Raw genomic sequence first — 19,452 nt, 5'->3', positions numbered from 1 at the left:
AACACGGACTGCTCCGTACGGGAATCACGTACGGGATCCCCGTACGGAGCAGTCCGGCGCGCCCCGCCCCCGCACCGGATCTTGACTGGAGGGGTGGACACCGACACCAAGCCCCCGACCGCGGCGGCCTACCGCAATCTGGTGATGGCCACCATCGGCTTCACGCTCACCTTCTGGGCGTGGAACCTGATCGCACCGCTCGCGAGCTGGTACGGCGACCGGCTCGGCCTCAGCTCCTTCCAGCAGTCGCTGCTCGTCGCGGTGCCCGTCCTGGTCGGCTCGGTCGGCCGCGTCCCGGCCGGCGCCCTGACGGACCGGTACGGGGCGAAGCTGATGTTCCCGCTGGCCTCGGCGCTGACGATCGTCCCCGTCCTGCTCCTGACCGTGGTCAAGGACAACTACGGCCTGATGCTGGTCGTCGGGTTCCTCCTGGGCCTGGGCGGCACCACGTTCGCGATCGGCATCCCGCTGGTCAACTCCTGGTTCCCGCCCGCCAAGCGCGGCCTGGCGCTCGGGGTGTTCGGCATGGGCATGGGCGGTGTGGCGCTCTCCGGCTACTTCACGCCCCGGATCGCGAAGCACGGCGAGAACCTGCCGTTCCTCGTGGTGGCGGTCGCGCTCGCCGCGTACGCGGTGTTCGCCTTCTTCCTCATCACCGACCGGCCCGACCGGCCCGTGCCCACCGCGTCGCTCGCGACCCGGCTGGGCTCGGCGGCGCGGCTGCGGGTGACGTGGGAGCTGTCGGCGCTGTACGCGATCGGCTTCGGCGGCATCGTCGCGTTCGGCGTCTACCTGCCGACGTACCTGAAGACCTGGTACGAGCTGGACCCGACGGACGCGGGCACCAAGGCCGCCGGCTTCGCCCTGGTCACCGTCGTCTTCCGGCCGATCGGCGGCTGGCTCTCTGACCGGTTCCACCCGGCGCTCGTGACGGCCGCCGCGCTGGGCACGGCCGCCCTGTTCGCGATCGTCCAGGCCTTCGACCCGCCGCTGTACCCGGGCGGCACGATCGCCCTCCTGGTGATGGCGGCCGGGCTCGGCACGTCGAGCGGTTCGGTCTTCGCCCTGGTCTCCCAGGTGACCCCGCAGGCCAAGGTCGGCAGCGTGACCGGCATCGTCGGCGCGATGGGCGGCCTGGGCGGCTTCCTGCCGCCGCTGGTGATGGGCGCGATCTACAGCGCCAAGGACTCGTACTCGATCGGCTTCATGCTCCTCTCCGACCTGGCGCTCGCGGGCTGTGTGTACGCGTACGGGCGGATGCGCGGGCTCCGGCCGGGCGGTGAGGAGCCGGACCCGGAGCCGGCGAGGGCGACGGCGGGCCGTCCCTGAGGAGGTCTCGGGGCAACCTCGGGGGAAGCTCGGGGAAGCGTTCGGAGAATGCCTCCGCCGTGCGGGCAGAATCCTCCCGGTGACCTTGGCGAGACCCCTCGCCCCCGACCCGAGGAGGACGACCGGTGAGTGTGCTCTTTCCCGCCGTCGCTGCCCGTTCCGACCGGCCCGCGCTGCGCTGCGGCGCGGACTCGCTGACGTACGGGGAGCTGGCGCGGGCCGCCGGTTCCCTCGCCGCCCGGCTCGACGGCGTGGAGCGGGTCGCCGTCTGGGCGACGCCGACCGCGCGCACGGCGGTCGCGGTGGTCGCCGCCCTGCTCGCGGGTGTCCCCGCCGTGCCGCTCAATCCGCGCACGGGCGAGCGGGAGCTGGCGCACATCCTCGGGGACAGCGCTCCGGGCGCGGTGCTCGCGGGCCCGGAGGACATACTGCCGGCGGGGTTCGGGAAGCTCTCCCGGATCGACGTGGGGCTCGACGCGACGGGCCCCGCACCCGGGGCCGGGGAGAAGGACATCGACCCCGAGTCCCCCGCCCTGGTCGTCTACACCTCCGGCACGACGGGCCCGCCGAAGGGCGTCCTGCTCTCCCGCCGGGCGGTCGCCGCGTCGCTGGACGCGCTGGCCGAGGCCTGGGCGTGGACGGCCGACGACGTCCTGGTGCACGCGCTGCCGCTGTTCCACGTCCACGGGCTGGTCCTCGGGATCCTGGGCCCGCTGCGGCGCGGCGGCGAGGTCCGGCACCTGGGCGCGTTCTCGGTGGAGGGGGTGGCGCGGGAGCTGGGCGCCGGGGGCGGCACGGTGCTGTTCGGCGTGCCGACCATGTACCACCGGCTCGCGGACGCGCTCTCCGGCGACGAGGGGCTGGTCCGGGCGCTGGCCGGGGCGCGGCTCCTCGTCTCCGGTTCGGCGGCGCTGCCGGTCCACGACCACGAGCGGATCGCGGCGGCGACGGGCCGGACGGTCGTGGAGCGGTACGGGATGACGGAGACCCTGATGAACACCGGCGTGCGGCCGGGCGGGGAGCCCCGGCCGGGGACGGTCGGGACCCCGCTGCCGGGCGTGGAGCTGCGGCTCGTGGACGAGGACGGCTCGGTGCTCGGCGCGTACGACGGGGAGACGGTCGGGGAGGTGCAGGTGCGCGGGCCGAACCTGTTCTCCGGCTATCTGAACCGCCCGGAGGCGACGGCGGCGGCCTTCGACGGGGACTGGTTCCGCACCGGTGACGTGGCGGTGCGGGAGGCGGACGGGACGGTGCGCCTGGTGGGCCGCCGGGCGACCGACCTGATCAAGAGCGGCGGCTACAAGATCGGGGCGGGCGAGATCGAGAACGCGCTGCTCGACCATCCGGGGGTGCGGGAGGCGGCCGTCACCGGCGAGCCCGATCCGGACCTGGGCGAGCGGATCGTGGCCTGGGTGGTGCCGGCGGACGCTTCGGCGCCCCCGGTGGAGACGGAGCTCGCGGACCACGTGGCCGGACTCCTCGCCCCGCACAAGCGGCCCCGGGCGGTGCGCTATCTGGAGGCGCTCCCCCGCAACGACATGGGGAAGGTCCTGAAGAAGGCGCTGCCGGCGGCGGGGCGGACGTGAGGAGGCCGGGCCCCCCGGAGGGAACCCGGCCCCGCGTGCCGTGCGCGCGCCTACCGCACGCCCACCGCGCGGATCAGCTCCTGCGTGACCGAGCCGCCCCGGTCGTCGCTCGCGCCGGCCCGCAGCGAGACGGAACCGGCGCCGCGCGGGATCCGCAGCTCGCCGTTCCAGGAGGCGCCGTGGCGGTCCTTCCTCAGGGCGACCTCCTGCCAGGTCCTGCCCTCGTCGTAGGAGACCTCCAGGGTGCCGGTGCGGAGGGTGCCGGTGCCGGTCGCGCCCTTCACGTACTCCGCGAAGATCCCGACGGGCAGGCGGCCTCCGGCGCGCACGTCGCCGTGGAGGTCGGTGTCCAGGTCGAAGCCGAGGTTGAGCATCGGCAGGTAGGTGATCCGGTCGGACGGGGTCTCGGCGGAGCGGAAGGTCCACTCGCTGTGGCCCTCGGTGCCGAGCCGCCAGCGGTCCCGGTCGAGCGCGGTGTCGGTGACGACCTTGTAGGTCGCCTCCCGCGCCGGGGCGTCCCAGGCGTAGGCGGCGGAGCTCGTCTCGCGGTCGACGCGGACGCCGTCGACGTACACCTCGGTGTACTGGGTCATCGAGTCGTCGTTCCACACGTTGCCGAAGCCGGTGTGGTCGGTGCCGGAGTCGCCCCAGCCGGGGGTGTTGAACCGCAGGTCGTTGCCGGTGCGCTGCTGGCCCCAGCCGAGGCCGGTGCCCAGCCACGGGTGCCAGACGGGGCCGAACCAGTTGAGGTCGACGCGGCTGCCGCCCCGGTAGGACGGGGTCCCGCCGCGCTCCTCCAGGGAGTCGCCGAGGTCGACGGACTCGTGCCAGCGCTGGCCGGTGCCGGTGGAAACGTACTCGGTGCGCTCGGCGGGGAAGGCGATGTGCTCCTTGAAGCCGAAGCCGATCGGGAAGGTGTCGGTGATCGAGTAGCGGAACTCGCCGCCCGATTCCTCGCGCCCGGTGGGCGCGTGGAAGGTGGAGGAGATCGTGGCCAGGTCCTTGCGGCCGGGGCGGAAGACGAGGTCCTCGCCGATGGCGCCGAGGTGCCCCTCGGAGAGGTCGTAGGTGTACGGGGTGAAGCGGGTGCCGGTCAGGTCGACGCGCTTGCCGCGGGCGGCGGCGCTGGCGAGCCGCCGGGCGTCGGCCGCGTTCACGGTGGCGACGGGGAGCGGGCGGTCCTGGTAGTCGGCGGTGCCGAACCACTTCATCAGGCGGCCGGGCTCGCCGTCGGTGACGAACAGGGCCTCGGCGCCCGCGTCCTGGGCGGTCTGGGCGAGCCGGACGGGGTCGGCGCCGTCCGTGAGGCGGACGAGGACGGCCCTGCCGGTGACGTTCCTGCCGGTGTACGCGCCGGGGGTGCCGTCGCCCGCGTCGACGAGGCCGAGGCGGTGGCCGCCTTCGAGGAGGGCGGTGCCGGCCTGCGGGGTGGCGCCGGAGAGGCGGGCGCCGTCGACGGAGGCCTCCAGGAGCGGCTTGCCGAGGCGCCAGACGGTCTGGTACTCGAAGGTGCCGGTGGCGGGCTCGGCGGTGGGCGCGGCGAAGATCGAGTCGTAGGTCGGGGGGACCTGGACGGCTCCGCCGTAGGAGGCGCCGTTCGCCTCGCGGTCGAACTCCATGAGGAGCTGCCGGGTCTCGGTGCGCTTGTCGACCTCGGCGCGGATCTCGCGGAGCCGCCGTCCGTCGAGGGTGATCTCGCGGTCCCGGTCGAGGACGATCTCGGGCGCGGTGAGGAAGCCGAGGCCGAGGGAGTCCGGGCCGTGGGAGCCGCGCACGTCGAGGAAGGTGTCGACGGTGTACGTGCCGGGCTTCAGGCGCAGTTCGAGGGTGCCGGACCCGCCGACGGCGGCCGGGAACGGGTCCACGCCCGGGGCGAGCTGCTGCACGCCGAGGGAGGCGGGGGCGGGGGCGCCGTCGCGGTCCTTGACGTGGACGGTGAGGGTGTGGCGCTCCTCCTCCTTGACCAGGCCGAGGGCGGTGCGGGCGACGGGCGTACCGCCGGCGGTGGCGGTGATCCGGCCGGAGGACTGTCCGACGGGGGCCCTGGTGCCGTCGCCGGTGACGGTGGTGGACGCGGTGCCGTGGGCGGGGACGGTGAGGGTGGTGTCGGCGAGGGCGGCGACCCCGGCGGGCATGCCCTCGACGGCGAGGCTCAACTCGACGGGAATGTCGGAGGAGTTGGTGTAGGCGACGGTCTTCGTGACCGGCTCGTTCTCCTCGTACGGCCAGGAGGTGAAGCCGAGGTCGGCGGAGCCGGTGGCGGTGACGTGCGCGGAGATCGCGGCGGGCACGTCGACCCGGCCGGCGCCGAGCGCGTACGCGGTGGCGTCGAGCGGCTTCGACGAGGACATCAGCGCGTCCTTGAGGCGGGCGCCGGTCCAGTCGGGGTGCCGTTCGGCGAGGAGGGCGGCGACGCCGGCGACGTGCGGGGTCGCCATGGACGTGCCGCTCATCGCGGTGTAGAGGCCGCTGCCGGAGGCGAGTCGGGAGCGGGCGGCGAGGATGTCGACGCCGGGGGCCGAGAGGTCGGGCTTGAGGGCCTGGTCGCCGTGGCGGGGGCCCTGGCTGGTGAAGGAGGCGGCGCGGTCGTCGGAGTCGACGGCGCCGATGGTGAGCGCGGAGTCGGCGGCGCCGGGCGAACCGATGGAGCCGGGGGCGCCGGAGTTGCCGGCGGCGACGACGAAGAGGGCGCCGGTCTCGGCGGAGAGGGTGTTGACGGCTTGGGCCATCGGGTCGGTGCCGTCGCTGGGTTCGGGGGAGCCGAGGCTCATCGAGACGATCTTCGCGTCGATGTCCTCGGCGGCCCACTCCATGCCGGCGATGATCTGCGACTCGGTGCCGGAGCCCTCGTCGCTGAGGACCTTGCCGACGGCGAGGACGGCGCCGGGGGCGACGCCCTTCTCCCTGCCGTCGGAGCCGGCGCCGCTGCCGCCGACGGTGGAGGCGACGTGGGTGCCGTGGCCGTTGCGGTCGGCGACCTCCTCGCCCTCGATGAAGGACTTCGACTCGGCGACCCGGCCGGCGAGGTCGGGGTGGGCGAGGTCGGCGCCGGTGTCGAGGACGGCGACCTTGACGCCCTTGCCGGTGAGCCCGGCCTCCCAGGCCTTCGGGGTGCCGATCTGGGCGTTGGAGTCGGCCATGGCGGCCCGGACCCGGCCGTCGAGCCAGACCTTGACGGGGGCGGCGGCGCCGCGGGCGGCCGGGGCGGTGAAGGCCTGCCAGAAGGCGGCGGGGTCGGTGGCCGTGACGGCGGCGCCGCCGATGCTGGGCAGGGTGCGGACGGTCTCGGCGCCGCGCGGGGCGGCGACCGGGCTCCGGGCGCCCTTGCCGCCGTAGGCGACGATCAGGGGCAGGTCGCCGGTGACGCCCTGCTCGACGAGGCCGGTGACGTCGAAGAGGCGCGGGTCGAGCGCGCCGGAGGCCAGGTGGGGGCGGGCCTCGTCGGGGATCACGGTGATCCGGCCGTTCGAGGTCTGCGTGCGGATCGCGCCGGTGGCGCCCTTCGCCCGGTCGACGGTGACGGTCCGCCGCCCGTCGCCGAGTTCGGTGAGGGTGACGCGGTCTCCGGTCACGAGGGTGACGGTGCTGCTCGTCGCGGACGCCTTGAAGGTGTCCGGCAGGGCGGAGGCGGCGGTCCCGGCGGCGGTCTGTCCGGCCGAGAGCATCACGAGGGAGACGCCCGCGGCGAGCAGCCCGGCCCTCCCTCTGGCGATGGGTGTGGACATCGGCGACGTACTCCTCGTGGCCCGGGGTCGGGGGTGTTCCGGGTGCCGCGAGGAGTCTTGGCTCAGGGAAGGGGTGTTGACCCCTGTCCTTCCTGGCGGTTATGCGCCGTGGCGGCCAACCGCCAGGACAGGCGGGGTCGTTCGGGGAGATTGCTCCCGGAGCCGGGTCGAGCGCGTCATAGCGGCGGAATCCGCGCCCGTACAGGGCGAGCAGTCAGACGGCGACGACGCGGGCGATCCCGCCAACGGTGATCGCGACGACCACGGCGAAGGCACCCTGGAGCCGGCCGCACATCTCGTCGGGGGTGGCGGTGGGGGGCAGAGGCGTGCAGCGGGGTGAGGTCGGCGAAAAGCCGCCGACGCTCCCGCTCCCGTTCCCGCCCGCGTCGGCGGCGGTCACGCGACGTCGTACCGCAGCTCGGGGCGCTCCCAGTGGACGTGGCCGGAGGGCGGGACGGTGCCGGTGCGGACGGCGCCGGTGCGCAGGTAGAACTCCTCGGCGGGCGGGTGCGCGACGACCTTCACGGAACCGACCCCGGCGGCCCCGGCCTGCCCGACCATGTGCTCCATGAGCAGCCGCCCGATGCCGAGCCCCTGGGCCTCGTCGGCGACGAACGTGAGGTCGAGCTCGGCTTCGCCCCCGGCCCCGGCCCCGGCCCCGTCGACGAGGAGCGCGTAGAACCCGAGCACCTTGCCGCTCCCGCCCCCGTCCCCGTCCCCGCCCCCGTCGACGGCGACGAAGACGGGATGGTGCTCGATGTAGGGACCACCCACCTGGTACCCCTCGACCATGGCGGCGTAGTCCCCCCGGTAGGCCCGGGAGCCCCGTACGAGCCGGGTGAGCCGCCGGGAGTCGTCGGCGGTGGCGCGCCGGATGGTGATGTCGGACATGGGGCGAGTATAGGGACGGATGGGGAACTGACTCCTTACCGCTTGGCGAGCGGGGAGACGGGAGGGCGGAAGCCCGACCTTCCGGGATTCGAACGGCAGATTCGGCAGATCGTTCGAAAGTCGACCCGGGAGGGGTGCGGGCGAAGGGTGAAGATCGCCGCTGGGTTTACGATGCGTCATCATGCAAGCACGATGCGTCACTCTCGGTGCGCCGCCGGCTCCCGTTCACGGGGGCGCCGCACAGGCCTCCGGAGCACCCCTCCCCGGTCCCTCCCTTCGGTCTTTCCGGGCAACACCCCTGCCTGGTGACGGAACGCCGACCGCCGGACCGAGGGTCACGCATCGTCACGGGCGGACGTGAGCACACGGGCTCAGGAACCGCACGCCCCCAGCGCATGCTTGTCCTCCGCACGCCCCTCCCTCTCGCACCCCTTCGAACGGATCGACCGCGCCACCCCCGACAGGTCCGGCCTGCCGCCCCCACACCCCACGCCCCACGCCCCCACCAGCCCTCACCGAGGACATCCCCACCATGACGTACTGCGCGCCACCCTTACCCGGTGTCTCCCTCGCCGCCCCCGGCCCCCGGCCGGTGCCGCCGTCCCCCGGCGCGGGTGGGCTCGACCGGGCGCGGGCCCGGCTCGCCGCCCGGCTCGTGGCCGCCGCCGGGCCGGACGGCCTGCTGCGGGCGCCCTGTGACAGCCGGATGCTGGAAACCGCCCTGGCCCTGCGCCTGCTGACGGTGACGGACGTGGACCCGGACGCGCGGGAGCGGCTCACGCGGCGCCTGAAGACCGGTCTGGACGAGGGCGCCCCCGACCCCGTGCAGGAGGCGGCGGCCCGCGCGGCCCTCGGCGAGTACGCGGACGGGCGGGGCGCCCTGGCCCGCCTGCTCGGCGGCTTCGACCACTTCACCGCCGGGCGCAAGCACCTGATGTTCCGGACGGTCCTGGCGGAGCTGGGTGCCGACGCGTTCGCCGGACTCCCCGACCCCGGCTCCGCCTTCGAGGCGCGCGGCCAGCAGCGCTGGCTGATCACGGAGATGGCCGCCCTGAAGGTCCTGCACGCCTTCGGCACGCGTTCGCCCCGGCTCGTCACCGAGGACGACTGGCGGGCCCTGGAGCCCTGCGCGCTCCCCGGCCCGCCCCCGTACGGCAACCACCTCGCCCGGGTCCTCGCCCTGCTCGCGCTGCGGTTACGCCCCCGGTACGCGGCGGCCGTCCGGGAGCGGGCGCGGGAGCTGCGGAACGTGCTGCGCGAGGACGGCGGGCTGCCGTTCCTCACGGGCATGGACGTCTTCGCGACGGCGACGGGCGGTCTCGCCCTGGCCGGCGCGGGGGCGCCCGTCGCCACTCTGCGAGCCCTCGCGGCAGCTCTGGCGTCCCATCAGAATCGAGATGGTGGCTGGGGGTTCGACCGGGGTGTCGGACAGAGCGACGTGGACGACACGGCGTACTGCGTGGAGTTCCTGCGGACGGTGCCCCCGGAGCGGCCCGGAGCCGGGCCCGGACCCGGAACCGAAACGGCGGCCGGCGAGCGGTACCTGCTCGCCCGGCAGGGCGAGGACGGCGGCTTCCCGACCTTCGAGCGCGGGACGGCCTCGGAGGTGGCGATAACGGCGGCGGCGGTGAACGCGCTGGCCCCCGAGCCCGCGCACCGCGCGGCGGTGGCGGCCGCCGTCCGGTTCGTCACGGCCCGGCAGGAGGCGGCCGGCCCGTACGAGCGGAGCTGGAGCCTCAACGAGAGCAACGCCCTGTTCCGCACGGTCCTCGCCCACGACTCCTTCCTCGCGGTGGCGCCCGGCCACCCGGCGGCGGCCGGGGCGGCGCGGGCCCGGGCGCGGGCGGCGGCCCGGCTGCTGGAGACCCAGAACCGGGACGGCGGCTGGGGGCACGTGCCGTCGGACCCGAGCGACCCGATCAGTACGGCGTACGCGCTGATCGCCGTGGCCCGTACGCCGGGCGCGCGGATCGCGACCGCGCGGGCGGTGCGCCACCTCCTGGAGCGGCAGCGGCCGGACGGCGGCTTCACGTCACGCCCGGACCAGGCGGGCCCCCGGCCGCTCGCCTACCACGTACCGCTCCTGACGGACGTCTGCGTGCTGCTCGGCCTGAACCACGCGCGCGCGGGACTGCCGGGGCTCTAGCGGGACCGTCAGGGCCCCGGGAGACTCAGGCGCAGCCGGAGAGGTCCTCGGGGTCGGCCGCGTCGAGCCGGACGGCCAGCGCGTGGAGCCGTTCGCGCAGGTCGCCGAGTTCCGCGAGGTCGAGGCCGGTGGCGGCGGCGATCCGGCGCGGCACGCCGAGGGCCTTCTCCCGCAGCGCGACCCCGGCCCCCGTGAGGCGCACGGTGACGGACCGCTCGTCCTCGGGGCTGCGCCGCCGCTCGACGTACCCGGCCGCCTCCAGCCGCTTGAGCAGCGGCGACAGGGTCCCGGAGTCGAGGCGCACCCGCTCCCCGATGCCCTTCACGGACAGCTCGCGGTGCTCCCAGAGCACGAGCATCACGAGGTACTGGGGGTAGGTGAGCCCGAGCTCCTTGAGGGCCTCGCGGTAGACGCCGTTGAAGGCGCGGGTCGCCGCGTGCAGCGAGAAGCAGATCTGCCGGTCGAGGCGCAGGAAGTCCCCGTCGGGAAGACCGGCGAGGTCGTCGGGGAGGATCTCGGACATCTCCATGCCCCCAGGATACGCGAGGGCGCATCACACCCAATTGAGTTGCGCACAACTAAATAGCGCGCTACAAATAAAGGGCCACCGCATCCCAGGACAGGACGGAAGAGGAACCCATGGACGCGATCTACACCGCCGTCGCCACCGCCAACGGCCGCGAGGGCCGCGCCGTCAGCTCCGACGGCCACATCGACCTCCCGCTCGCCCACCCGCAGGCCCTCGGCGGCAACGGGCAGGGCACCAACCCCGAGCAGCTCTTCGCCGCCGGGTACGCGGCCTGTTTCGCGAGCGCGATGGGCGTGGTCGCCCGCCAGGAGAAGATCGACATCACGGACGCCTCCGTCACCGCCGAGGTCTCCATCGGCAAGGACCCCGCCGACGGCGGCTTCGGCCTCGCGGTCGTCATGCGCGCCGAGTTCCCGGAGCACCTCCAGGGCGAGGCGGGCCTGGCCCTCCTGAAGAAGACCCACGCCTTCTGCCCGTACTCCAAGGCCACCCGCGGCAACATCGAGGTCGAGCTGGTCGTCGAGTAACCACGCCCCCGCTTACGCCTCCACCCAGCCCGCGCTCCCGCCCCCGCCTCCGGGCGGGAGCCGCCTCCGCGCGGGAGCCGTACGAAGGTCCCGGTGCCGCCCCCGCGCGCCGGGACCTTCGCACGACCGGCACCGGGGGTTCGTCCGCCGTACGGCGGGCAGCCATGGGACGGCCGCCGGGCGGTGGCCCGTGGGCGCTGTCCTTGGGGCGCCCGTCGGGCAGGAGCCCGGCCGCCGCACGCGCGCCCCACCCGTGCCCGCCCCCACCCGGAGGAGAACTCCCCCATGGCCGACCTCGACCGCCGCCGGTTCCTTCAGCTGACCGGCGGCGCCGCCGCGTTCACCCTGCTCTCGGAGAGCATCGCCCGCGCCGCCGCGATACCGGCGCAGGGTTCCACCGGCACCCTGCAGGACGTCGAACACATCGTGGTCCTGATGCAGGAGAACCGGTCCTTCGACCACTACTTCGGCTCGCTGAAGGGGGTGCGCGGCTTCGGCGACCCCCGGCCGGTGACCCTGCCCGGCGGGAAGTCCGTCTGGAACCAGTCCGACGGCTCCAAGGTGACCCTGCCGTTCCGGCCGCAGAGCACGAAGCTGGGCATGGAGTTCCTCCAGGGCCTCAACCACGACTGGGCGGGCGGCCAGAAGGCCTTCGCGCAGGGCCGGTACGACCAGTGGATCCCGGCCAAGACCAAGGCCACGATGGCGTACCTCACGCGCGAGGACATCCCGTTCCACTACGCGCTCGCCGACGCGTTCACGATCTGCGACGCCTACCACTGCTCGTTCATCGGCTCCACCGACCCGAACCGCTACTACCTGTGGAGCGGCCACACCGGGAACGACGGCACGGGCGGCGGCCCGGTCCTCAACAACGCCGAGGCGGGCTACGGCTGGAAGACGTACCCCGAGCGCCTGGAGGCGGCCGGGGTCTCCTGGCGGATCTACCAGGACGTCGGCGACGGCCTGGACGCGGCGGGCTCCTGGGGCTGGATCAACGACGCGTACCGGGGCAACTACGGCGACAACTCCCTCCTCTACTTCAACAGCTACCGCAACGCCCAGCCGGGGAACCCGCTGTACGACAAGGCCCGCACGGGCACGAACGCCAAGAACGGCGAGGGCCTCTTCGACCGGCTGCGCGCCGACGTCCAGGGCGGCCGGCTGCCGAAGGTCTCCTGGATCGCGGCCCCGGAGGCCTTCTCCGAGCACGCGAACTGGCCGTCCAACTACGGCGCCTGGTACATCGCGCAGGTCCTGGACGCGCTGACCTCGAACCCGGACGTGTGGGCGCGCACGGCGCTGTTCATCACGTACGACGAGAACGACGGCTTCTTCGACCACGTGGTCCCGCCGTACGTCCCGGCCTCGGCGGCGCAGGGCCTCTCCACGGTCGCGACCGCCCTGGACCACTTCCCCGGGAAGACGGGATACGTCGCCGGTCCCTACGGCCTCGGGCCGCGCGTCCCGATGATCGTCGTCTCACCCTGGTCGAAGGGCGGTTACACCTGCTCGGAGACCTTCGACCACACCTCGGTCATCCGCTTCATGGAGGCGCGCTTCGGCGTCCGGGAGCCGCAGATCTCCCCCTGGCGGCGGGCCGTCTGCGGCGACCTGACCTCGGCCTTCGACTTCACGCGCACGGACGCCCGGCCGGCCTCCCTGCCGCCGACCGCCGGCTACTACCCGCCGGACCGGGACCGCCACCCCGACTTCCCGGCCACCGCGCCCGCGACGGGCACGATGCCCCGCCAGGAGCGGGGCGCGAAGCCGACCCGTCCGCTGAAGTACGCCCCGTACGTGGACGGCGCCGCCGACACGACGGCCGGCACCTACCGCCTGACCTTCGGCGCGGGCCCCGGCGCGGGCGCGCAGTTCCACGTCACCTCGGCGAACCGCACGGACGCGCCCTGGACGTACACGGCGGAGGCGGGCAAGTCGATCGCGGACACCTGGAACACGAAGTACTCGGCCGGCGTCACCGACCTCACGGTCCACGGCCCGAACGGCTTCCTGCGCCGCTTCCGCTCCCCCGGGAAGACGGCCGTCCCCGAGATCGCCGCCCGCCACAACGCCGCCACGGGCCGCCTGGACCTGACCTTCACCAACGCGGGTGCGACCACGACGGTGACCGTCACCGACGCCTACGGGGGCACCCCGAAGACCCTGACGGTCGCCAAGGACGCCACGGCCACCCACACCGTCGTGCCGGCCCCAGGCCACCGCTGGTACGACGTGACGATCACCTCGCCCGTCTCCCCCGACTACCTCCGCCGCCTGGCGGGCCACGTGGAGACGGGCGCCCCGGACGTCTCGGACCCGGGGATCCTGACGTACTGACCGGTCCGCCCCGCGTCCCGCACCGGCTCCCGTCGGCGCGGGACGCGGGCGCACGCGCGCTCGAAAGGCGCTCGGAGTGGCGAACGGGTGATTCCGGCGTGTCCCTCTGGTGGCACGCGTCACGACGGGTGCATCGTGGGCGCAGGCATCGCGGATGCCCGGCGCATCCACGGGCAAAACCTTCCTGCGCCCACGAACGGTGAGTGGGGCGGGTGGGACTCGAACCCACGGCCGACGGATTATGAGTCCGCTGCTCTAACCGGCTGAGCTACCGCCCCGTTCGGTGAGGCGCGTACATGTGTGCGCGCCGTCTGCCGCAGCATAGCCGCTCATACGATCTCCTGCTCCGGATGATCGGCTCTGCTCGATCATGAGGACTCCGCCGCGCCCCGTACGGTTCCCCGGAACGCGAAAAAGGACCCCGAAGGGTCCTCTTCCGTTCCGCTCCCCCGGCTGGACTCGAACCAGCAACCCTCCGGTTAACAGCCGAATGCTCTGCCAATTGAGCTACAGGGGATCGCGCTCCCCCGACTGGACTCGAACCAGTAACCTGCCGGTTAACAGCCGGCTGCTCTGCCAATTGAGCTACAGGGGATTGCTGCGTTGCACCGAACGGATCCACCTCGGACCTTCCCGGGCGGCGCTCGCTCGCTGCGACACATACATTAGCGCAAGCAGGGGGGTGCTCCGCCAATCGGTATCGCCGTGGCACCGCCGTGGACACCGGGGATGCGTCCGGGGGCGCATCAGTGAAGCTCTTCAGGGAAGGTGATGGCCATGCGATACAAGCTGACCTTCGTCATCGGACTCGCCCTCGGCTACGTGATCGGAACGCGGGCCGGACGCGAGCGCTACGAGCAGTTGAAGAAGTCCGCCAAGGAGTTCACCGACAACCCGGCCGTGCGGAACGCCGCCGAGTCCGCCGCCCAGACCGGGCGGCAGGTCGCCGGCAAGGCCGCGCACGTCGTGGGCGACAAGGTGGGCGACCACCTGCCGCCCGCCGTGGCCGACAAGGTCCACGCGCTGCGCGAGCGCGGCCAGAGCAACGGGAAGGTCGCGAACGACGAGTGGGGCACCAGCAACACCTGAGGCCCCGCGTGCGGCAGAATCTGTGTCATGGGGATAGTCGCCGGACTGGACAGCTCTGCTGAGTTCACACGCATCGTCGTCTGTGACACCGACACGGGTGCCGTACTGCGCCAGGGGTACGCCCCGCATCCCGGCGAGCCGAAGGCCGTGGACGTCGATCCGCAGACCTGGCTGCTCTCGCTCGGGGAGGCCGCCACCGGCGGCCTCCTCGAGGGCGTGGAGGCGATCGGCGTCTCCGCGCAGCAGCACGGGCTCGTGCCGCTCGACGCGCAGGGCGGCCTCGTGCGGCCCGCGCTCGTGCGCAACGACAAGCGGGCGCAGGTCGCCGCCGCCGACCTCGTCGACGGGCTCGGCGGGCGGCACGCCTGGGCCGAGGCCGTCGGCAGCGTGCCCTCCGCCGGGCAGCCGGTCGCCAAGCTGCGCTGGCTGGCCCGCACCGAGCCCGAGCACGCCCGGCGCACCGCCCTCGTCCTCCAGCCGCACGACTGGCTGGTCTGGCAGCTCCTCGGCCGCCCCGCGCGCCGCACCACCGACCGCGGCGCCGCCTCCGCCACCGGCTACTGGTCGGCCCGCACCGGCGCGTACCGCCCCGACCTGGTCGAGCTCGCGCTCGGGCACCAGGCCGCGCTGCCCGAGGTCCTCGGGCCCGCCGACGCCGCCGGCACCACCCCCGAGGGCCTGCTGATCTCCGCCGGCACCGGCGAGACGATGGCCGCCGCCCTCGGCCTCGGGCTCGGCCCCGGCGACGCGGTGGTCTCCCTCGGCGCCTCCGGCTCCGTGATGGCCGTGCACCACGAGGCCCTCGCCGACCCCGGCGGCATGATCACCTCCTTCGCCGACGCCACCGGCATGCACCTGCCGGTCGTCTCCACCTCCAACGCGGTGCGGGCGCTGCGCGGCACCGCCGAGATGCTGGGCCTCGACTCCCTCGAAGAGCTCTCCGCGCTCGCCCTGAAGTCGACGCCGGGCGCCTCCGGGCTCGTCCTGCTGCCCTACCTGGAGGGCGAGCGGACCCCGAGCCTGCCGCACGCGGCGGGCACGCTCAGCGGGCTGCGGCGCGAGTCGATGAAGCCCGAGCACCTGGCGCGGGCGGCGTTCGAGGGGATGCTCTGCTCGCTCACCGACGCCCTGGACGTGCTGCGCGGACGGGGCGTGGAGGTGCGACGGGTCTTCCTGCTCGGCGCCGCCGCCGCGCTGCACGCGGTGCAGGCGCTCTCGCCCGCCCTCTTCGGCGCGCAGGTCGTCGTCCCGCAGCCGGCCGACTACGCGGCGCTCGGCGCGGCCCGGCAGGCCGCCTGGGCCCTCGGGGTCGCGCGGGGCACGCTCTCGCCCTCCGCTCCCCCGGCCTGGCAGGGCGCCGCCGCGCAGGTCCTGGAGCCGGGCGACGAGCGGGCGGAGGGGCAGGCCGTGCGGCAGCAGTACACGGCGACGCGGGAGCAGATCCACCCGGGCGCGTTCGGCGGGTAGCGGGGCCCGGGAAGCCCCGGCGGGGCGCGTGCGGAAGACCCCTCACGGGTCCTTCGTAAAGACTTCCCCAGGGTTTCCACCGCCCCGGAAACCGGTCGTAACGGCCCGGGGCGGCGGGCGATAGTAAGTCCCGTGCTCATAAGACTTCTCCGGACCCACCTACGGCCGTATCGAAAACCCGTCGCGCTGCTCGTGCTGCTCCAGTTCCTGCAGACCTGCGCGAGCCTCTACCTGCCGACCCTGAACGCCGACATCATCGACAACGGCGTCGTGCACGGGGACACCGGCTACATCCTGCGGTTCGGCGCCCTGATGGTCGGCGTCTCCGTCGTGCAGGTCGTCTGCAACGTCGGGGCCGTGTACTACGGCGCGCGGACCGCGTCCGCCCTCGGCCGGGACGTGCGCGGCGCCGTCTTCGACCGGGTGCAGTCCTTCTCCGCCCGGGAGCTGGGGCACTTCGGCGCGCCCTCGCTGATCACCCGTACGACCAACGACGTGCAGCAGGTCCAGACGCTGGTCCTCATGGCGTTCACGCTGATGGTCTCCGCGCCCATCATGTGCGTCGGCGGCATCGTGATGGCGCTCGGCCAGGACGTGCCGCTCTCGGGCGTGCTGCTCGCGGTGGTCCCGGTGCTCGGCGTCTCCGTGTCGCTGATCGTGCGGCGGATGCGGCCGCTCTTCCGGACCATGCAGACGCGCCTCGACACGGTGAACCGGGTGCTGCGCGAGCAGATCACCGGCAACCGGGTCATCCGGGCCTTCGTGAAGGACGGGTACGAGGAGGAGCGCTTCCGGGGTGCGAACGGCGAGCTGACCGACGTGTCGATGGCGACCGGCCGGCTGATGGCGCTGATGTTCCCGACGGTGATGACGGTCGTGAACGTGTCCAGCGTGGCCGTGGTCTGGTTCGGCGCGCACCGCATCGACGGCGGCGACATGGAGATCGGCGCGCTGACCGCCTTCCTCGCCTATCTGATGCAGATCGTGATGGCCGTCATGATGGCCACCTTCATGTTCATGATGGTGCCGCGCGCCGAGGTGTGCGCCGAGCGCATCGAGGAGGTCCTCGCGACCGACTCCAGCGTGGTGCCGCCGGCCGACCCCGTGACGGCGCTCGACCGGCGCGGGCACCTGGAGGTCAGGGGCGCGGAGTTCCGCTACCCGGGCGCGGAGGAGCCGGTCCTCAAGGACGTCGGGCTCGTCGCCCGGCCCGGCGAGACCACCGCGATCATCGGTTCGACGGGCAGCGGCAAGTCGACCCTGCTCGGGCTCGTGCCCCGGCTCTTCGACGCGACCGGCGGCGAGGTCCTCGTGGACGGCGTGGACGTCCGCGTCCTCGACCCCGCCCTCATGGCCAGGACCGTCGGGCTCGTGCCCCAGAAGCCGTACCTCTTCTCGGGGACGGTGGCGACGAACCTGCGGTACGGGAAGCCCGACGCGACCGACGAGGAGCTGTGGCACGCCCTGGAGACCGCCCAGGCCGCCGACTTCGTACGGAAGCTGGAACACGGTCTGAACGCACCGATCGCGCAGGGCGGCACCAACGTCTCCGGCGGGCAGCGGCAGCGGCTCGCCATCGCGCGGACGCTCGTGCAGCGGCCGGAGATCTACCTGTTCGACGACTCGTTCTCCGCGCTCGACTACGAGACGGACGCCCTGCTGCGGGCCGCGCTCGCCGAGGAGACGGCCGACGCGACCGTGGTGATCGTCGCCCAGCGGGTGTCGACCATCCGGGACGCCGACCGGATCGTGGTCCTCGACGAGGGCCGGGTCGTGGGCACCGGGCGGCACCACGAGCTGATGGCGGACAACGAGACGTACCGGGAGATCGTGCTCTCCCAGCTGACCGAGGCGGAGGCAGCCTGATGGCCGGTCCTGGCGGACGCATGATGGCCGGTGGCGGCCCCGACCAGCGGTCGATGGACTTCAAGGGCTCGGGCAGGCGGTTGCTGCGGCAGCTCGCGCCGGAGCGCGGGACGCTCTGGGTGATGCTGGTCGCCGGCGTGCTCTCGGTGGCGGCCTCCGTGGTCGGGCCGAAGATCCTGGGCCGGGCGACGGACCTGATCTTCGCCGGTGTGATCGGGCGGCAGACGGACCCGGGCACGACGAAGGCGGAGACCCTGGAGCGGCTGCGCGCCGGGGGGCAGGACGGCATGGCGGACATGCTGTCCGGGGTCGACTTCATCCCGGGGCAGGGGATCGACTTCCCGGCCGTGGGCGGGGTGCTGCTCCTGGTCCTCGCGGTGTACGTGGCGGCGGGCCTGCTGATGCTGGTCTCCACCCGGCTGTCGATCAAGGTGATCAACCGGACGGTCTACCGGATGCGGGAGGACGTCCAGACGAAGCTGGCGCGGCTGCCGCTGTCGTACTTCGACAGGGCCAAGCGCGGCGAGGTGCTGTCCCGGGCGACCAACGACATCGACAACGTCTCGCAGACGCTCCAGCAGTCGATGGGCCAGCTGATCAACTCGCTGCTCACGATCGTGGGCGTCCTCGCGATGATGTTCTGGATCTCGCCGCTGCTCGCCCTGGTGGCGCTGGTGACGGTGCCGGTGTCGGTGTTCGTGGCGGCGCGGATCGGCAAGCGCTCGCAGCCGCACTTCGTGCAGCAGTGGAAGTCCACGGGCACGCTCAACGCGCACATCGAGGAGATGTACACCGGGCACGCCCTGGTGAAGGTCTTCGGGCGGCAGGAGGAGTCCGCGCGGGACTTCCGCGAGCAGAACGAGGCGCTGTACGAGGCCGGGTTCAAGGCGCAGTTCAACTCCGGCGTGATGCAGCCGGTGATGTTCTTCGTGTCGAACATCAACTACGTCCTGGTGGCCGTGGTCGGCGGTCTGCGGGTGGCGAGCGGCACGCTCTCCATCGGTGACGTGCAGGCCTTCATCCAGTACTCGCGCCAGTTCTCGATGCCGCTGACGCAGGTGGCGTCGATGGCGAACCTGGTGCAGTCGGGCGTGGCCTCGGCCGAGCGGGTCTTCGAGCTGCTCGACGCGGAGGAGCAGGAGCCGGACGCCCCGACGGGCGAGGAGCCACTGGAATCCCGGGGCCGGGTCGCCCTGGAGCACGTCTCCTTCCGCTACGAGGAGGACAAGCCGCTCATCGAGGACCTGTCCCTGACGGTGGAGCCGGGCCAGACGGTCGCGATCGTCGGTCCGACGGGCGCGGGCAAGACGACCCTGGTGAACCTGCTGATGCGGTTCTACGAGGTGACGGGCGGCCGGATCACCCTGGACGGGGTGGACATCGCGAAGACGTCCCGCGAGCGGCTGCGGAGCGGGATCGGGATGGTCCTCCAGGACACCTGGCTCTTCGGCGGGACGATCGCGGACAACATCGCGTACGGCGCGACGCGTCCGGTGACCCGCGAGGAGATCGAGGAGGCGGCGCGGGCCGCGCACGCCGACCGGTTCGTCCGGACCCTGCCCGACGGCTACGACACGGTCCTCGACGACGAGGGGTCGGGGGTGAGCGCGGGCGAGAAGCAGCTCATCACCATCGCGCGCGCGTTCCTCTCCGACCCGGTGATCCTCGTCCTGGACGAGGCCACCAGCTCGGTCGACACCCGCACCGAGGTCCTGATCCAGAAGGCGATGGCCCGCCTCGCCCACGGCCGCACCTCGTTCGTGATCGCCCACCGCCTCTCCACGATCCGCGACGCGGACGTGATCCTGGTGATGGAGAACGGCTCGATCGTGGAGCAGGGCACGCACGAGGAGCTGCTGGCGTCGGGCGGGGCGTACTCCCGGCTCTACGCGGCGCAGTTCGCGCAGGCGGTCGTCGAGGTCGACTGACGGCCGGTGGCCCGTACCGCTCCACGGGC

At 73.4% G+C, this 19,452-nt stretch carries 13 protein-coding genes and 3 tRNA genes; 9 read left to right on the top strand and 7 right to left on the bottom strand.

Going from position 1 to position 19,452, the window contains the following annotated elements:
- Window positions 1-144 precede the first annotated feature (144 nt).
- Window positions 145-1,329: an MFS transporter gene (locus tag ACIP5O_RS06235; RefSeq protein ID WP_401289365.1), complete on the top strand. Its 1,185-nt coding sequence runs from the start codon at window positions 145-147 to the stop codon at window positions 1,327-1,329.
- Between the two features lie 125 nt (window positions 1,330-1,454).
- Window positions 1,455-2,915, top strand: a complete 1,461-nt coding sequence (locus ACIP5O_RS06230; RefSeq protein WP_401289158.1) for an acyl-CoA synthetase — start codon at window positions 1,455-1,457, stop codon at window positions 2,913-2,915.
- A 50-nt stretch (window positions 2,916-2,965) separates the two neighbouring features.
- Here the strand turns inward: ACIP5O_RS06230 and ACIP5O_RS06225 are convergent, their stop codons facing one another.
- The 3 genes from ACIP5O_RS06225 to ACIP5O_RS06215 form a co-directional block, all read right to left on the bottom strand.
- Entirely contained in the window at window positions 2,966-6,640 is a 3,675-nt protein-coding gene (locus ACIP5O_RS06225) for a S8 family serine peptidase (RefSeq protein WP_401289156.1), read from the bottom strand.
- Window positions 6,641-6,854: 214 nt separating this feature from the next.
- On the bottom strand, window positions 6,855-7,040 hold the full coding sequence (locus ACIP5O_RS06220) for a hypothetical protein (RefSeq protein ID WP_401289153.1): 186 nt from the start codon (window positions 7,038-7,040) through the stop codon (window positions 6,855-6,857).
- Window positions 7,037-7,531 (bottom strand): GNAT family N-acetyltransferase, encoded by a 495-nt coding sequence (locus tag ACIP5O_RS06215; protein ID WP_401289151.1) that lies wholly within the window; start codon window positions 7,529-7,531, stop codon window positions 7,037-7,039. Before ACIP5O_RS06215 ends, ACIP5O_RS06220 begins: the two co-directional genes overlap by 4 nt.
- Before the next feature lie 532 nt (window positions 7,532-8,063).
- On the opposite strand from ACIP5O_RS06215, the gene ACIP5O_RS06210 reads away from it, so the two are divergent.
- Complete coding sequence (locus tag ACIP5O_RS06210; protein ID WP_401289149.1) at window positions 8,064-9,677, top strand: prenyltransferase/squalene oxidase repeat-containing protein; 1,614 nt, start codon at window positions 8,064-8,066, stop codon at window positions 9,675-9,677.
- Between the two features lie 25 nt (window positions 9,678-9,702).
- Here the strand turns inward: ACIP5O_RS06210 and ACIP5O_RS06205 are convergent, their stop codons facing one another.
- Window positions 9,703-10,206 (bottom strand): MarR family transcriptional regulator, encoded by a 504-nt coding sequence (locus ACIP5O_RS06205; RefSeq protein WP_356544623.1) that lies wholly within the window; start codon window positions 10,204-10,206, stop codon window positions 9,703-9,705.
- A 110-nt stretch (window positions 10,207-10,316) separates the two neighbouring features.
- Here ACIP5O_RS06205 and ACIP5O_RS06200 point away from each other — a divergent pair, with 110 nt between their 5' ends.
- Window positions 10,317-10,733: an organic hydroperoxide resistance protein gene (locus ACIP5O_RS06200; RefSeq protein WP_125668527.1), complete on the top strand. Its 417-nt coding sequence runs from the start codon at window positions 10,317-10,319 to the stop codon at window positions 10,731-10,733.
- Between the two features lie 285 nt (window positions 10,734-11,018).
- Window positions 11,019-13,073: a phosphocholine-specific phospholipase C gene (locus ACIP5O_RS06195; RefSeq protein ID WP_401289145.1), complete on the top strand. Its 2,055-nt coding sequence runs from the start codon at window positions 11,019-11,021 to the stop codon at window positions 13,071-13,073.
- A 204-nt stretch (window positions 13,074-13,277) separates the two neighbouring features.
- Here ACIP5O_RS06195 and ACIP5O_RS06190 read toward each other — a convergent pair.
- The 3 genes from ACIP5O_RS06190 to ACIP5O_RS06180 all read right to left on the bottom strand — a co-directional run bounded on the left by ACIP5O_RS06190 (window position 13,278) and on the right by ACIP5O_RS06180 (window position 13,668).
- Window positions 13,278-13,351: transfer RNA gene (locus tag ACIP5O_RS06190), tRNA-Ile, on the bottom strand.
- 166 nt (window positions 13,352-13,517) lie between these two features.
- Window positions 13,518-13,590: transfer RNA gene (locus ACIP5O_RS06185), tRNA-Asn, on the bottom strand.
- A gap of 5 nt (window positions 13,591-13,595) precedes the next feature.
- Window positions 13,596-13,668, bottom strand: a tRNA-Asn gene (locus ACIP5O_RS06180).
- 182 nt (window positions 13,669-13,850) lie between these two features.
- Between ACIP5O_RS06180 and ACIP5O_RS06175 the strand changes: the two genes are divergently transcribed.
- The 4 genes from ACIP5O_RS06175 (at window position 13,851) to ACIP5O_RS06160 (ending at window position 19,423) form a co-directional block, all read left to right on the top strand.
- Window positions 13,851-14,162, top strand: a complete 312-nt coding sequence (locus ACIP5O_RS06175) for a YtxH domain-containing protein (RefSeq protein ID WP_125665157.1) — start codon at window positions 13,851-13,853, stop codon at window positions 14,160-14,162.
- A gap of 27 nt (window positions 14,163-14,189) precedes the next feature.
- Complete coding sequence (locus tag ACIP5O_RS06170) at window positions 14,190-15,629, top strand: FGGY family carbohydrate kinase (protein WP_401289142.1); 1,440 nt, start codon at window positions 14,190-14,192, stop codon at window positions 15,627-15,629.
- A 132-nt stretch (window positions 15,630-15,761) separates the two neighbouring features.
- Window positions 15,762-17,495, top strand: a complete 1,734-nt coding sequence (locus ACIP5O_RS06165) for an ABC transporter ATP-binding protein (RefSeq protein ID WP_401289139.1) — start codon at window positions 15,762-15,764, stop codon at window positions 17,493-17,495.
- Window positions 17,495-19,423: an ABC transporter ATP-binding protein gene (locus tag ACIP5O_RS06160; RefSeq protein WP_401289136.1), complete on the top strand. Its 1,929-nt coding sequence runs from the start codon at window positions 17,495-17,497 to the stop codon at window positions 19,421-19,423. Before ACIP5O_RS06165 ends, ACIP5O_RS06160 begins: the two co-directional genes overlap by 1 nt.
- The last annotated feature ends 29 nt before the right edge of the window (window positions 19,424-19,452 follow it).

The organism is Streptomyces sp. NPDC088915, from assembly GCF_044749825.1.
GTDB lineage: Bacteria > Actinomycetota > Actinomycetes > Streptomycetales > Streptomycetaceae > Streptomyces.
This window is presented reverse-complemented; position numbering and strand designations above follow the sequence as displayed.